This window comes from Rhodococcus sp. PAE-6 (assembly GCF_025290685.1).
In the GTDB taxonomy this organism is placed as follows: domain Bacteria; phylum Actinomycetota; class Actinomycetes; order Mycobacteriales; family Mycobacteriaceae; genus Rhodococcus; species Rhodococcus pyridinivorans.
The window spans coordinates 641,112-656,291 of sequence record NZ_JAOCLZ010000002.1; the positions used below are offsets into that span (position 1 = coordinate 641,112).

The 15,180-nt window shown below is 67.8% G+C and carries 13 protein-coding genes; 10 read left to right on the forward strand and 3 right to left on the reverse strand.

Translation table 11 applies throughout. The features are described from left to right. Positions 1–153 precede the first annotated feature (153 nt). From NVV99_RS07660 to NVV99_RS07690, 7 genes are all read left to right on the forward strand, one after another. A complete protein-coding gene (locus tag NVV99_RS07660) occupies positions 154–510 on the forward strand; it encodes a hypothetical protein (protein WP_024103262.1) in 357 nt (118 codons plus the stop codon). A gap of 7 nt (positions 511–517) precedes the next feature. Beyond that, positions 518–1,660, forward strand: a complete 1,143-nt coding sequence (locus NVV99_RS07665) for a class I SAM-dependent methyltransferase (protein WP_024103263.1) — start codon at positions 518–520, stop codon at positions 1,658–1,660. A 96-nt stretch (positions 1,661–1,756) separates the two neighbouring features. Beyond that, complete coding sequence (locus NVV99_RS07670; protein ID WP_006553873.1) at positions 1,757–2,599, forward strand: Bax inhibitor-1/YccA family protein; 843 nt, start codon at positions 1,757–1,759, stop codon at positions 2,597–2,599. A 118-nt stretch (positions 2,600–2,717) separates the two neighbouring features. Beyond that, positions 2,718–4,103 carry a cystathionine beta-synthase gene (locus NVV99_RS07675; RefSeq protein WP_006553874.1) on the forward strand — a complete coding sequence of 462 codons (1,386 nt, stop codon included), beginning with the start codon at positions 2,718–2,720 and terminating at the stop codon, positions 4,101–4,103. A 13-nt stretch (positions 4,104–4,116) separates the two neighbouring features. Next, positions 4,117–5,268 carry a cystathionine gamma-synthase gene (locus NVV99_RS07680; RefSeq protein ID WP_024103264.1) on the forward strand — a complete coding sequence of 384 codons (1,152 nt, stop codon included), beginning with the start codon at positions 4,117–4,119 and terminating at the stop codon, positions 5,266–5,268. A gap of 141 nt (positions 5,269–5,409) precedes the next feature. Continuing rightward, entirely contained in the window at positions 5,410–7,320 is a 1,911-nt protein-coding gene (locus tag NVV99_RS07685; protein ID WP_231911957.1) for an SEC-C domain-containing protein, read from the forward strand. A 149-nt stretch (positions 7,321–7,469) separates the two neighbouring features. Further along, positions 7,470–8,831 (forward strand): bifunctional lytic transglycosylase/C40 family peptidase, encoded by a 1,362-nt coding sequence (locus NVV99_RS07690; RefSeq protein ID WP_024103266.1) that lies wholly within the window; start codon positions 7,470–7,472, stop codon positions 8,829–8,831. A gap of 71 nt (positions 8,832–8,902) precedes the next feature. On the opposite strand, the gene NVV99_RS07695 is transcribed toward NVV99_RS07690, so the two are convergent. The 3 genes from NVV99_RS07695 to NVV99_RS07705 all read right to left on the reverse strand — a co-directional run bounded on the left by NVV99_RS07695 (position 8,903) and on the right by NVV99_RS07705 (position 11,735). Then, positions 8,903–10,102 carry an IS30 family transposase gene (locus NVV99_RS07695; protein ID WP_260782798.1) on the reverse strand — a complete coding sequence of 400 codons (1,200 nt, stop codon included), beginning with the start codon at positions 10,100–10,102 and terminating at the stop codon, positions 8,903–8,905. Between the two features lie 462 nt (positions 10,103–10,564). Continuing rightward, positions 10,565–11,059, reverse strand: coding sequence for a transcription elongation factor GreA (gene greA / locus NVV99_RS07700; RefSeq protein WP_006553878.1), 495 nt, complete (start codon positions 11,057–11,059; stop codon positions 10,565–10,567). Positions 11,060–11,306: 247 nt separating this feature from the next. Beyond that, positions 11,307–11,735, reverse strand: coding sequence for a DUF4307 domain-containing protein (locus NVV99_RS07705; RefSeq protein ID WP_024103267.1), 429 nt, complete (start codon positions 11,733–11,735; stop codon positions 11,307–11,309). Positions 11,736–11,897: 162 nt separating this feature from the next. Here NVV99_RS07705 and mca point away from each other — a divergent pair, with 162 nt between their 5' ends. From mca to NVV99_RS07720, 3 genes are read left to right on the forward strand one after another with little or no spacing between them, the layout of a single operon-like run. After that, positions 11,898–12,776 carry a mycothiol conjugate amidase Mca gene (gene mca, locus NVV99_RS07710; protein ID WP_024103268.1) on the forward strand — a complete coding sequence of 293 codons (879 nt, stop codon included), beginning with the start codon at positions 11,898–11,900 and terminating at the stop codon, positions 12,774–12,776. Beyond that, the gene (locus tag NVV99_RS07715) at positions 12,773–13,093 is read left to right on the forward strand and encodes a hypothetical protein (RefSeq protein WP_024103269.1); all 321 of its coding nucleotides are present in this window, start codon (positions 12,773–12,775) and stop codon (positions 13,091–13,093) included. The genes mca and NVV99_RS07715 overlap by 4 nt, the downstream gene beginning before the upstream one ends. A 43-nt stretch (positions 13,094–13,136) precedes the next feature. Beyond that, positions 13,137–15,131 carry a thioredoxin domain-containing protein gene (locus NVV99_RS07720; RefSeq protein WP_024103270.1) on the forward strand — a complete coding sequence of 665 codons (1,995 nt, stop codon included), beginning with the start codon at positions 13,137–13,139 and terminating at the stop codon, positions 15,129–15,131. The last annotated feature ends 49 nt before the right edge of the window (positions 15,132–15,180 follow it).

Genomic DNA, 15,180 nt, shown 5'->3' on the forward strand with positions numbered 1-15,180 from the left:
AATCACCTCGGGAAGCCGTTTCCCCAGGATAGTCTCGAAATGTGCACGCCCGCCGCAGATCGTGCGTCGCCCCTGTTCTAACGTGGTCCGGCCGGACCACGGTGCCTCACCGGGAACGGACGAAACGACACTGCGACCAGAAGTGGGACATAGATGAAGAAGACTCTCGCGGCGCTGTTCGGTGCAGGTGTGGTCCTGCTTGCGGCGGCGTGTGGATCCTCGGACGGATCCGACTCGGCCGAGGAGACCACCACCACGACGAGCACCTCGGCTTCGGCGGAGGCCGGCACCTCGGGCACCAGCGTCGAACTCGGTAAGAGCTACGAGGAGAACTGCGAGGCTCTGCTGCCCTACCTCGACGAGCTCGAGGAGTGGGGCCAGGACCGCGCGGCAGCGGCCCAGGCCGTCGCCGACGCCCAGCAGCAGCTCCCGGCCTGGCAGGATCTCAGCGAAGAGGAGCAGGCCGACACCCTGCGTGCCATCGAGAACGCCGGAAAGGGCGAGTGCTGACGGTCGAGTGGTGATCGACGAGTTGTACGACAGGTTGAGGCGCTTCCCGGATGTGGAAGCGCCCAACCTGTTCGCCGTCGACGGGGCCGATCGCCTGCTCCTCGACGAAGCCGCGCCCGCACTGGAATCCGCAGCGCCGGGCACGATCGTGGTCGTCGACGACCAGTACGGCGCCCTGACCCTGGGTGCGGCCGTCCGGTTCGGCGCGGAGCGGATCCGGGTGCATCAGGACTCGGTGGTGGCCGAACGCGCCCTGGCTGCGAACGCCGAGCGTGAGGATCTCACCGACCGCTACCGTTCCTGCGGACTCGACGCGGACCTGCTCGCCGGTGCCCGAGTGGTACTGCTGCGTCTTCCCCGTTCGCTGTCGGCGCTCACCGAGATCGCCGAGACCGTGGCCCGCCACGCCGACCCCGAGGTCGTCGTGTTCGCCGGTGGCCGCGACAAGCACATCAGCCTTGCGATGAACGACGTCCTCGCTGCGTCCTTCGCAGAGGTCCGCGCGTCGCGGGGACGGCAGAAGTCGCGTGTGCTCACCGCGCGCCGAGCAACGCCCGGACCGGCCTCGTATCCCGTCCGTGAGAGGCTCGACGAACTCGGCCTCACCGTGGTCGCGCACGGGGCCGCCTTCGCCGGCCCGCGCCTCGACATCGGTACCCGTTTCCTCCTCGACTTCTTCCCCCGTCTCGCCTTCCCCCGTAACGACACGGACGAGCAGATCGCGGTGGACCTCGGCTGCGGCACCGGCATCCTCGCCGCGATGCTCGCCCGGCAACTGCCCGACGTTCGCCTGATCGCGACCGATCACTCCGCCGCCGCCGTCGCCTCCGCCGCGGAGACGGCCGCCGCGAACGGGCTCGCCGACCGGATCGACACGCTCCGCGACGACGCCGCGAGTTCGATCGCCGCCGGGTCGGTCGACCTCGTGGTGTGTAATCCGCCCTTCCACATCGGCGCCGCCGTGCACACCGGCGCGGCCCACAAGATGTTCGACGCCGCAGCCCGGATCCTCCGCCCGGGAGGACAGATGTGGACGGTCTACAACCGCCACCTCGACTACCGCCCCGCGCTGTCGGGCATCGTCGGGCCGACCCGCGTCGAGGGCCGCAACCGCAAGTTCACGGTGACCAGGTCGGTACGGAGCCGGTAGAGTCCGATTAGTCCGAGCTTTCTCGACGAAACGGGAACTCGTGAGGTTACTGCCTCGTTGAACGGACAGAAGCGACCACGAGAAGGGAAGTGCACGGTGCGCACCACCAGTAACCCGGTGTTCCGCAACCTGCCCAAGCAAGAGGGCGGCGGATACGCCACGTTCGGCTCTGCGACGGCGGGCGCCGCGCAGGCCACCCAGCAATTCGGTCAGCCCCAGACGGATCCGTGGGCACGTCCCACCGACCAGCGGACCATGACGATCGACGACGTCGTCACCAAGACCGGCATCACGCTCGGCGTGCTCGCCGTCTCGGCACTCATCTCCTACGTCCTGGTCAACTCCAACGTCGGCCTGGCAGCTCCGTTCGTCATCGGCGGCGGTCTGATCGGCCTCGTCCTGGTGCTGGTCGCGACGTTCGGCCGCAAGATGGACAACCCGGCGATCGTCCTCGCCTACGCGGTGGCGGAAGGCTTCTTCCTCGGCGCGCTGTCGTTCATGTTCACCGACATCACGTTCGGTGGCGCCGGCGGCGCGACTCTGATCGCGCAGGCCGTCCTCGGTACCTTCGGCGTGTTCTTCGGCATGCTCGTCGTGTACCGCACCGGCGCCATCCGCGTCACGCCGCGCCTGACCCGCATGATCGTCGGCGCCCTCGTCGGTGTCCTGGTCCTGGCGCTGGGCAACCTCGTCGCCGGCTTCTTCATCGACGGTGGCCTGGGCCTGCGCGACGGCGGCCCGATCGCCATCATCTTCAGCCTCGTGTGCATCGGCATCGCGGCGTTCAGCTTCCTGCTGGACTTCGACTCCGCCGATCAGCTGATCCGCGCACAGGCCCCCGAGAAGGCCGCCTGGGGCGTCGCCCTCGGCCTGACCGTCACCCTGGTGTGGCTGTACGTAGAGATCCTGCGACTGCTCAGCTACTTCCAGAACGACTAGCAGTACGCCATGAAGACCCCGGACCACGGTCCGGGGTCTTCGTCGTTTCCCAGGGGTGTTTTCCCAGGGGTGTACACCTTCACCCTGTCGGAAAGCCACGACGTGGGAACATGGAGTCATGCGCATTGCGGATTCCGTCATCGACCTCATCGGAAACACCCCCCTCGTCAAGCTCAACACGGTGGTGAAACCCGGATCGGGGCTCGTAGCGGCGAAGATCGAATACCTCAATCCCGGCGGCAGCTCCAAGGACCGTATCGCGGTGAAGATGATCGATGCGGCCGAAGCGTCGGGCGAACTGAAGCCGGGCGGGACGATCGTCGAGCCCACCTCCGGCAACACCGGCATCGGCCTGGCCCTGGTCGCGCAGCAGCGCGGCTACAAGTGCGTGTTCGTGTGCCCCGACAAGGTCGGCGAGGACAAGCGCAACGTGCTGCGGGCCTACGGTGCCGAGGTGGTCGTGTGCCCGACCGCGGTCCCGCCGGAGCACCCCGACAGCTACTACAGCGTCTCCGACCGTCTCGCCCGTGAGCTCCCCGGTGGCTGGAAGCCCAACCAGTACTCCAACCCGGGGGGCCCGGCGAGCCACTACGAGACCACCGGCCCGGAGATCTGGAACGACACCGACGGCAAGATCACGCACTTCGTCGCTGGCGTCGGCACCGGCGGCACCATCTCGGGTACCGGCCGGTACCTCAAGGAGGTCTCCAACGGTGCGGTGAAGGTCGTCGGCGTCGACCCCGAGGGCTCGGTGTACTCGGGCGGCACCGGCCGGCCGTACCTCGTCGAAGGTGTCGGTGAGGACTTCTGGCCCTCGGCCTACGACCCGTCGATCCCCGACGAGATCATCGCCGTCTCCGACGCCGACTCGTTCGAGATGACCCGTCGCCTCGCCCGCGAGGAAGGCCTGCTCGTCGGTGGCTCCTGCGGCATGGCCGTCGTCGCCGCACTGCAGGTTGCCGAGCGCGAGGGCCCCGACGCGGTCGTTGTCGTGCTGCTGCCCGACGGTGGTCGCGGCTACATGTCGAAGATCTTCAACGACAAGTGGATGGCCAGCTACGGCTTCCTCCGCGCGCCGCTCGACGGCAAGCCCGACGACTCCACCGTCGGCGACGTGCTGCGCGGCAAGAGCGGCGACCTGCCCGACCTCGTGCACACCCACCCGTCCGAGACGGTGCGCGACGCCATCGAGATCCTTCGGGAGTACGGCGTCTCGCAGATGCCGGTCGTGGGTGCCGAACCGCCCGTCACTGCAGGTGAGGTGGCTGGTTCGGTCAGCGAGCGCGAACTGCTCAGCGCCGTCTTCGAAGGTCGCGCGAATCTCGCCGATCCGGTCGAGAAGCACATGAGCCCGCCGCTGCCGAACATCGGCGTGGGCGAGTCGATCGACTCCGCCACGAAGGCGTTCGGCGACACCGACGCGCTCATGGTGATCGACGACGGCAAGCCCGTCGGTGTCATCACCCGCCACGACCTGCTCGGATTCATCTCTCAAGGCCGATAGGACACAGATCTTCATGACAGACCAGAACCAGCACGGTTTCGCGACCCGCGCCATCCACGCCGGGTACGAGCCCGACCCCCAGACCGGTGCCGTCAACGTGCCGATCTACGCGTCGTCGACCTTCGCCCAGGACGGCGTCGGCGAGATGCGCAACGGCTTCGAGTACGCCCGCACCGGCAACCCCACCCGTCGTCCCCTCGAGGCGAACCTCGCCGCGCTCGAGAACGGCACCTACGGCCGGGCGTTCGGCTCGGGCATGGCCGCTACCGACTGCCTGCTCCGTTCGGTGCTGCGTCCGGGCGACCACCTCGTCATCCCCAACGACGCGTACGGCGGCACCTTCCGTCTCATCGACAAGGTGTTCACGCAGTGGGGGATCGAGTACACCCCCGCCGCCGTCAACGACGCCGACGAGGTGCGCGCGGCCGTGCGCCCGAACACCAAGCTCGTGTGGGTGGAGACGCCCACCAACCCGCTGCTCAACATCGGCGACATCTCGGCGCTCGCCGACATCGCGCACGAGGGTGGTGCCAAGCTCGTCGTCGACAACACCTTCGCGTCGCCGTACCTGCAGCAGCCGCTCACCTTCGGTGCCGACGTCGTGCTGCATTCGACCACCAAGTACATCGGTGGTCACTCCGACGTCGTCGGTGGCGCGCTGGTGACGAACGACGAGGAGCTCGACGCCGCCTTCGCGTTCCTGCAGAACGGTGCGGGCGCCGTGCCGGGCCCGTTCGACGCCTTCCTCACGCTGCGCGGCATCAAGACGCTCGCGGTGCGGATGGAGAAGCACTCCGACAACGCCGAGAAGCTCGTCGACTTCCTGTCGGGACATTCCGCCGTGACCAAGGTGCTGTACCCGGGTCTCGAATCGCATCCGGGCCACGAGTACGCGGCCAAGCAGATGCGTCGCTTCGGTGGCATGATTTCCGTGCGCCTCGCCGGTGGCCGCCAGGCCGCGCTGGACTTCTGCAAGCGCACCGAGATCTTCACCCTCGCCGAGTCGCTCGGTGGTGTGGAGTCGCTCATCGAGCATCCGGGTGCGATGACCCACGCCTCCACCGCCGGGTCGCTGCTCGAGGTCCCCGAGGATCTCGTCCGGCTGTCGGTGGGTATCGAGGATGCCGCCGACCTGCTCGCCGACGTCGAACAGGCGCTCGGCTGACACACCGGTCGTAGAAGACAGGAGGAGAAGGCGTCCCGAAGGACGCCTTCTTCTCGTGTCGATCGGGAAAACATCGACGGCGACGTGCGGAAGGAACCGCATAGCCCCCGGAAGCACTGCCGGGCGCCGTACGATCACGTGGTGACGGACAGCGAACATCCCGAATCCGCCCTGTGGGACACCGTGCTCGACACGGTACGGCGCCATGGACCCATGACGATCGACGAGGTTGCCGATCATCTCGAGGAGCACGGATTCGGCTCGGCCGAGCAAGTGATGATCGATCTCGAACAGTCGGAACCGCATCCGCTGTTGATGTGGTTGTCCGACGACCGTGTCGCGGCGACGGATGCGCTGTTCGAGGGCAGGATGCTCACACACCGCCTCACCGCGGACGAACTCGACCGGCACGCGATCCCGGTCGACGACATCGAACCGCTCCTGCTGCTCGTCTCCGAGGACGACGAGTTCGATCTCGTGCAGCCCGGTGGATTCGAAGCTGCTGCCACGCAAAACGATCCGGATTCGGATGAGATCGTCCGCAAGGAGACGATCGTCTTTCCCGAAGGAGCCCTGTCGGGTCACGAGGCGGGAGACCTGCTCGCACTCACCGTGCGGGACGGTCGCTTGTCGTTCGCTCCGGTCGACGACGAAGTCCGAAGTAGTGAGGCCGAATTCGTGCACGCGCTCGAACAGACCATCGCCCGCCAGCAGGTGGCGAGCCTCGGGGGCGCCTTCCTCGACGTGCTCGCCGATGTACCGGACGCGTTCTCCGCGCCGTCCCTGCCGCTCGGGGACTTGCTCGCCGGAGCCGGTCTGGTCCGCAGCGGAGACCTGGTGGCACCGAACGGTTTCGACTTCGACGGATACTCCGACCGGGCAATGTTCGAGATCTATGCCGAACAGCTCGGGATCCCCGTCGACGCCGTGCCCGGCGTGGCCCTGTTCGCGTCGCTGGTCGAAGCCCTCGAACGCGGCGACGACGCCGAACTCGACGAGCGTTTCGCCGTGGGAAAATCCGGTCTGTACTCGGTGCTGTCCGATCCCGAGATCGCCGAGACCGTCTACGACGAACTGGTGGGGGAGAAGCTCGCGCCCGAGGCGATCGAACAGGCCGCGCTGTGGCTGCTCGACCATGCGCCGCGACGTGCGGCGGGGGCAGCGCACTGGATCGCCGGTCGCGCGGCCGAATCGACCGGACGCCTCACGGAAGCCGAACGGCACTACGAGCGCTCGGCCGACCTCGACTCCGCCTTCGACCTCCCGTTGTTCGACCTCGCGCGCTTCGCTTCCGATCGCGGGGACGCGATACGGGGGCTGTCTCTGCTCGCCCGGGTGCCGGGCGGCGACGAACATCCCCTCCACGAAGTGCTCGAACGGTACCGGCCGAAGGAGGTTCCGGGACTCGGCCGCAACGACCGCTGCTGGTGCGGGTCGGGCCGCAAGTACAAGGCGTGCCATCTCGGGCGCGCCGAGCACTCGCTCGAGGAACGCTCCGACTGGCTGTACATGAAGGCGGCCATGCACGCCCTCGAACCCGGATGGGCCGAACAGCGGGTCGCGCTGGCGGAGGCGCGTTCCGGCTACGGGGACGACGACGCGGTGGCCGAGGCCGTCGCCGATCCTCTCGTCGAGGACGTCCTGCTCTTCGATGCCGGCGCCTTCGCGGATTTCGTCGAGCGTCGCGGTGAGTTGCTGCCCGAGGACGAGGCCGAGCTCGCCCGCTCGTGGCTGGCGGTCGAGCGTTCGGTCTTCGAGGTCGAGGCGAGTGCGCCGGAGGAGTCGCTCACGCTGCGCGACGTCCGTAGCGATCGGGTGGTGGAGGTGTCCGCGCCCTGGCTCGCGGGTGAGGTGCCCGCCGGGACGTTGCTGTGCGCCCGTGTGATGCCGGTGGGGGAGGACCGGTGGGTGATGCCCGGCGGGTGCGAACCGGTGACGAAGGATCAGCGGGACACGCTCGTCACGCTGCTGGACGAGGACGCGGTCGATCCGGTGGACATCATGGACGTCCTGACCCAGCCGGACGCCGCAGACTTCTATCCGGAACCGTAACTCCGGACCCTCAGGAAGCACCGGTCCCACTGGTCCCAGTACTAGAACGTGTTCCTGAATATATGTGATAAGAACATCCGGAAGCCGCACTGGTGATCGACCTCACAGCTACGGTGGGAGCGGTTGATGGATGGATGTGGGGGTAGCGGATGTCGGTGGACCCGTCTGCGGTCATCGTGGCAGTGGCTACGGCAGCAAGTGCGCTCGTTCAGGGCGTGGACCTACCAGCAGAGATCAAGGATCAGATCAACGGGGCGATCGAGTCGTTCGAGGCAACTGCCGAGAACGCCGACACGGATGTGGCGAATCTCGTCGCGTCCTTGCCGGAACCGATGCAGCAGGGAGCACAACAGGCGGTCGCGGATGCGACGACGGCGGTCGCGGGAGCGATCGAGCCGCATCTGCCCGAGGACGCGGCCGCGGCCCTGCACCCCGCCGATCCGCAAGCAGCTCCGCCCGCTCTGGTGCCCGAACCGCCGGCCGCGCGTCCCGGGCCCTTCGGAATACCGGTCCAACCCCCGGCGACCGGTGTGGTCGGGAACCCGCAACCCGGTCCCACGATCCCGGGCACCGGGATCACGTTGCCGTCGATCCCGGCGATCCTTCCCGGAACGCGACTCGCACCCATCGGTGCGATCGCAGTGTTCGCGCCGTGGCTGAAGAAGGCCGGCGAACTGTGCGAAGGGGTCTCCGCGCCGGTCCTCGCGGCCCTCTACTCCGCCGAGAACGGTTTCCGGTACGGCCCGACCGCGCCGGTCTCGCCGGTCGGCGCCCGCGGCCCGGGACAGTTCATGCCCGGCACCTGGGACCAGTACGGTAAGGACGCCGACGGTGACGGCAAGGCCGACGTCCTCGGCATCGCCGACCCGGTCATGGCGTCGGGCAACCTCCTGTGCGACAACTACAAGCTCATCGACGACTGGAAGAAGCGCGGACTGGTCGAGGGCGACACCCTCGATCTGACCCTCGCGGCCTACAACGCCGGCGTCGGCGCGGTGAAGCGCTCGGGTGGCATGCCGTCCGGTCATCCCGACTACGAGAACCAGACGAAGCCCTACGTCGCGAAGATCCGCGCGACCGAGCACGTCTTCGCCCGCATGCTCTCGCCGTTCCTGGGTCTGGGCATCGGAGGCGGAGCCGGCGACGTCGGTAATCGCATCGTCGACCTTGCCTTCAAGTACCTCGGCCTGCCGTACGTCTGGGGTGGCGGCAATATCAACGGGCCGTCCGGCGGCGGTTTCGACTGCTCCGGCCTGACGTCGTACGCGGTCTTCGCCGCGACGGGCATCACGCTGCCGCGCACGTCCGAGACACAGTGGCACATCGGCACCGAGGTGCCGCTGTACGCGGCGCGCCCCGGCGACCTGCTGTTCGGCAACTGGCAGGCCGGCGGACCCGGTCACGTCGCCATCTACATCGGTGGCGGGCAGATGGTGCACGCACCCACCACCGGCGACGTCGTGCGGGTGGGGCCGGTCTTCTCCGACATGAAAGCGCGGCGCATCTTCTGACACCTGCCGTGAACACGCGAAAGGCCCGACCGAGAGAATGGCGGTTTCAAGGGGTCGACGCAACACCGCTGTTAGTTGGTGGTGATTAGATCACGCAGACGCTCGGCTGGAGTATCCCAGCCGAGCGTTTTGCGTGGCCGGCCGTTGAGCTCCTGGGCGACGTGCTCGAGGTCCGCCGGGCTGTAGACACTCAGATCGGTGCCCTTGGGGAAATACTGCCGCAGCAGTCCGTTGGTGTTCTCGTTGGTGCCGCGCTGCCAGGGGCTGGCCGGGTCACAGAAGTAGACGGCCATATCGGCAGCGATACCGAACTGCTTGTGCCGGGCCATCTCGGCACCTTGATCCCAGGTCAGCGAGCCACGAAGATGGGCGGGCAGGTCTTTCATCGCGGCGATGAGCGCGTCCCGCACGGATTCGGCGTCGTGCCCGTTCGGCAGGTGCAGCAGCATCGTGTAGCGGGTGGTGCGTTCGACGAGGGTGCCGATCGCGGTCTTGTTCAGCTCACCGGTGATCAAATCGCCTTCCCAGTGCCCGGGCACCGCACGGTCGGCGACCTCGGCGGGCCGGTCACTGATCATCACCATCGGATCGGTGAATCGCTGATACCGCTGACCGTCCGCGCGGTGCGGTTTACGTCTCGCCCGTCCGGTCCGAAGTGACTGTTGTACTTGCTTTTTGAGACCGCCTCGGGCTTGGAAGTAGAGGGCTTGGTAGATCGTTTCGTGGCTCACCCGCATACTTTCGTCGTCGGGATGATCCCGGCGTAGACGGTGCGAGATCTGCTCCGGTGACAACTTCCGGGACAGGCCTTCCTCGACCGCTGCCCGCAGGACCGTGTTCACCACCAGTTTGGACTGCTTCGGCCGCGCCCGGGCCGTGGCGGCGGCTCGATCGGCCTGATACGGCAGGTAGCTGCCCTCGATGCTGTGCCGACGAATCTCCCGCGAGACGGTCGAGACGTTCTTGCCGATCCGAGCGGCGATGGCCCGCAACGAATCCTCGACGAGCAGGCCGTCGGCGATCGCGATCCGGTCCTCGGTCGACAGATACCGGTCGCTGATCGCCGGCCGTCCGCTGTCATCGCAGGTCACTCTGGTCGCACTGGTCACAGACTGTGTGTAGACGGTTCCGTGGTGGTAATCCACGACCCGCCCATCGGGATGGATCCGCTTATTGTTCGAGCGCCGGATTCCCTGCCGCCAGTCCCGTGCGGTGCGTTCGTTGACCCCGACCTCACGGGCTGCTCGTCTGGCCGACCAGCCCGCTGCGATCAACTCCAGGCAACGACGCTTGGCTTCGAGTTTGCCCTTCGGTGAGATTTTCTCCCTGCCGACCAGTCCCTCGTCCACCAGGATCCGGCGGGCCACCGAGTGCGCGACCTTCGATGCCTTCGCCGCCCGATTGATCGACCCGGTCTCGTTGTAGACAGACACGATCAGCGCACGGTCGGCGGTGCCGGCCGGGCCACGGGATCTACCCGCCGGCCGGTCGATGGCCCTCAAGATCGCGTAGCACCGCTGCCGGGGCAGCCCGATCGCGGCCGCGGCCTCCTTGACCGGAATCCCGGCATCGATCAGTCGTGCCAGTTGGTTACCGAACCGGTCGCAGTCCTCCGTGAACGACATGATCGTCGCAACCTCTCGTTGAGAGTGTTGCGACGATCATGTGAACCCGCCGAATCCGGTCGGGCCTTTCGGCTGCGGAGGGGACTGCCGCGGTGCGGCACTCGGCGATCAGCCGCGGTAAGGTTCCGCGCTCACCAGTGTCACCTTCATGGTGTTGCCGTTGGGCAGCGTGTACTCGCGGGTCTCGCCGACCTTCGCGTCGATCAGGGCGCCACCGAGGGGCGAGCTGGGGGAGTAGGTCTCGAGCTCGCTGTTGCGGGCACCTTCTTCGCGGGTCGCGATCAAGAACGTCTCCGTGTCGGTCTCGTCGCCGGCGTAGTAGACGGTGACGACGGAACCGGGGAGGGCCACGCCCGACTCGGTCGGAGCGACGCCGACCTTGGCGGTGCCCAGCAGCTCCTGGAGCTGACGGATACGGGCTTCCTGCTGACCCTGCTCCTCGCGGGCCGCGTGGTAGCCGCCGTTCTCCTTGAGGTCGCCTTCCTCGCGACGCTCGTTGATCTCGGCGGCGATGACAGGACGATTCGCGATGAGCTGGTCCAGCTCGGCCTTGAGTCGGTCGTACGACTCCTGCGTCAGCCAGGTCACCTGGGTCTCGGTCATCCTCGATCACTTCCTTCGGGTTGGAGCCCCCGGCTCCGTGGACAAGTCGTGCACATGCAACGACCGCGACAGCACGACCCCCGTTGTCCCCCCTGGTTGTCAGGCTGAACGGAAGTCGTACTGTCTGTTGATGCTCTTATGCAGCAATACACGGCCCCAAAGGGTGGAACCGTGTATCCGGCTATTTTAGCATCACTATCGTCGCTGCTCCGGAAAAGCGCAGGAAGCCGCTGGTCGCGGTAGATTTTTAGGGTGCGCGGAGGTAGTCGGGAGCCTCGGTGCTGCAGCCGTAGGTATCGCCCATTCCGGGGCGTTGTGACGTCTTGACCGTGGATGTCAGCACGACCGTCTGCGAATCGGACGCCGGGATGAGGACCTCGCGCCGTCCGGTCTCGCTGCCGTCCTTCGACCGCGCCCGGATGATGCAGACGGCATCCTCGGACGGATCGTCCCGCGTGACCTTGAGCTGGATGTCGATGGTGCTGTCGTCGATGATCTCGAAGGCGACCACCTCCGACTCGATCGGAGCCGAGTTGTTCTGGAACAGCACGAACGCCACGACGAGCCCGGCGAGCAGACCGGCGATGGTGAAACCCCAGCGCTTGCCGCGTGTCGACACGCGGGGCCCGGGGTACCGGGAGGAGGGGTACCGGTCGGTGGGCAGGGTGTTGCTCATCACTTTGCTTTCACAGCGGAACGATGGATCGGGCGTCGCCGCAGGGTCACGGCTGACGTCGGAATTATCAGGTGGAACTATAGAGGACGGATCCGTAGCGACCGCGACGCGGGCGCAGGGTCGGTTCCGGCGAAGCAGACGACGTGAGGTGGAGGAATACACGTGAGCGGACTACGGCTCATGGCCGTGCATGCCCATCCCGACGACGAGTCGAGCAAGGGCGCGGCCACGATGGCCCGGTACTCGGCCGAGGGACACGAGGTCCTGGTGGTCACGCTCACGGGCGGAGAGCGCGGCGACATCCTGAACCCCGCCATGGATGTGCCCGGCATTCGCGAACGCATGAGCGAGGTGCGTCAGGAGGAGATGGCCGAGGCAGCCCGCATCCTCGGGGTGCGGCACAAGTGGCTCGGCTTCGTCGACTCCGGACTGCCCGAGGGCGACCCCAAGCCTCCGCTGCCGGAGGGCTGCTTCGCTGCGATCCCGCTCGACGAACCGGTCCGCCGGCTCGTGCAGTCGGTGCGCGAGTTCCGCCCCCACGTCATGACCACCTACGACGAGAACGGTGGCTACCCGCATCCCGACCACATCCGGTGCCACGAGGTGTCGGTCGCGGCCTACGAAGCGGCCGCGGATCCGGATTTCCATCCCGAGCTGGGCGAGCCCTGGGCGGTGAGCAAGCTCTACTACTCGCACGGTTTCATCCGTAAGCGGCTCGAGCTGTTCCGCGAGGAGTACGAGCGTCGCGGGGAGCCGTTCCCGATGGAGCAGTGGCTCAACAAGTGGCGCACCGAGCAGGGCGACATCATGGGGCGCGTGACCACCCAGATCACCTGTGGCGACTACTTCCCGAAGCGCGACGACGCGCTGCGGGCCCACGCCACCCAGATCGACCCCAACGGATCCTTCTTCGCGGTGCCGTTGGACATCCAGCAGAAGGTGTGGCCGACCGAGGAGTTCGAGTTGGCCAAGACCCGCGTGAGCACGGTACTTCCCGAGACGGATCTGTTCGCGGGCATCGAGGACGGACAGGGCAAATGACGATAGGCACGCTCGCGGTCGATGTTCTGGCCGTCGAGATTCTGGCCCAGGAGCCGACCGGCCCCGAGTTCGGCAAGGCGTCTCCGCTCGGACTGGCCATCGTGGTGGTCCTGCTGGTCGCGACCGCTCTGCTGATCTGGAACATGAACAAGCGGCTGAAGAAGCTGCCCGAGAACTTCCAGCCGGAGCATCCCGAACCCGACCAGGCCGTGGACGACGGCACGCTGCCGAGTGCGATGCCCGGCGGAGCCGAGGAGAAGGCCGGCGGCACGAAGGCCACCGGTCCGGAACGTCCGGAACCCACCAAGGGAAGCTGACGACCGGCCGTCACCGGCGGTGCTCCTTCCGTAGCGTGGGGGCATGGCGAACCGACTGGCCGACGCCCTGAGCCCTTATCTGAGGCAGCACGCCGACAATCCGGTCCACTGGCAGGAATGGGGCGACGACGCGCTCGCGGAGGCGCGCGAGCGCGACGTGCCGATCCTGCTGTCGATCGGGTACGCGGCCTGCCACTGGTGTCACGTCATGGCACACGAGTCGTTCGAGGACGAGGCCACGGCCGCTGTCATGAACGAGAACTTCGTGTGCATCAAGGTCGACCGTGAGGAACGGCCGGACATCGACGCGGTCTACATGAACGCGACCGTCGCCATGGCCGGTCAGGGCGGATGGCCGATGACCTGCTTCCTCACCCCCGACGGCTCGCCTTTCTACTGCGGCACGTATTACCCGAACACGCCGCGCGGCGGCATGCCGTCCTTCGTCCAACTTCTCGAGGCCATCACCCAGACCTGGCACAACCGGCGCGACGAGGTCTCGCAGGCCGCCGACGCCGTGGCCACCGAACTCCGTCGGAGCAGCGGGGGACTGCCCGTCGGGGAGGCCGCTGTCGAGGCGGTCCTGCTCGACGCGGCGGCCGCTGCGATCGCCACCGACGAGGATCGCGAACACGGCGGCTTCGGGGGCGCACCCAAGTTCCCGCCGTCCAACCTGCTCGAGGGCCTGCTGCGCGGATACGAGCGCACGCGCTCCGCCGACACGCTCGGTCTCGTCGAGCGCACGACCGACGCGATGGCGCGAGGTGGGATCTACGACCAGCTCGGTGGCGGTTTCGCCCGCTACAGCGTCGACTCCGCCTGGACGGTGCCGCACTTCGAGAAGATGCTCTACGACAACGCGCTGCTCCTACGGCTGTACGCGCACCTCGCGCGGGTGACCGGCGCGGAACTGCCGACGCGGGTCACCCGGGAGACCGCCGAATTCCTGCTGCGCGACCTGCTCACCACCGACGGCGGATTCGCCTCGGCGCTCGACGCCGACACGGACGGGGTCGAGGGCCTGACCTACGTGTGGACCCCCGATCAGCTCGTCGAGGTGCTCGGCGCGGACGACGGCCGGTGGGCCGCGGAGGCCTTCACCGTCACTCCCGGCGGCACCTTCGAACACGGCACCTCGGTGTTGCAGCTGCTCGACGAGCCCGACGATCCGGCCCGTCTCGCCGACGTGCGGGCACGCCTGTTCGCGGCCCGGCAGGATCGCGCGCAACCCGGACGCGACGACAAGGTCGTCACCGCGTGGAACGGCTTCGCGATCACCGCACTGGCAGAGGCCGGCATCGCACTGGGCGAACCCGCCTGGATCGACGCGGCGGCGAGGTGCGCGCGGTTCCTGCTCGACCGGCACCTCGTCGACGGACGACTGCGCCGCGCGTCGCTCGGAGGTGTCGTCGGATCTCCGGTGGGCGTGCTCGAGGACTACGGAGCACTCGTCACCGCGCTGCTCGCCGTCCATCAGGGGACCGGGGATCGGAGCTGGGTCGAGCGCGCGCGAGAACTCGCCGACGTCGCGCTCACGCAGTTCGCGGATCCGGAACGTCCCGGGAGCTGGTTCGACACCGCGCACGACGCCGAATCGCTGGTCGCCCGGCCGCGCGATCCGGTCGACGGGGCGACGCCGTCGGGGGCGTCGCTGATCGCCGAGGCGTTGCTCGGTCTGTCCGCGCTGGTGCACGACGACCCCCGCTACGCCGATGCCGCCGCGCTGTCGCTGTCGGCGGCCTCGATCCTGCTCGAGAAAGCGCCGCGTGCCGGAGGGCACTGGCTGACCGTGGCCGAGGCGTCGGTGCGCGGTCCGCTGCAGGTCGCCGTCGCGGGTGGCGGCGCACTCCTCGACCTCGCGCGCCGGCTCGCACCGGGGGGAGCGATCGTGGTGGGCGGCGAACCCGACTCGTCGCCGCTGCTCGATGGTCGGCCGCTCGTCGACGGAGCATCCGCGGCCTACGTGTGCCGGGGCTTCGTGTGCGATCGGCCGGTGACGACGGAGACGGATCTGCGCGAGGTGCTCGCCGCGCTCTGACTCGTCGGGGCCAGGCGGTGCCAGGGGCGGTGAATCGGTGCGCTCGGTC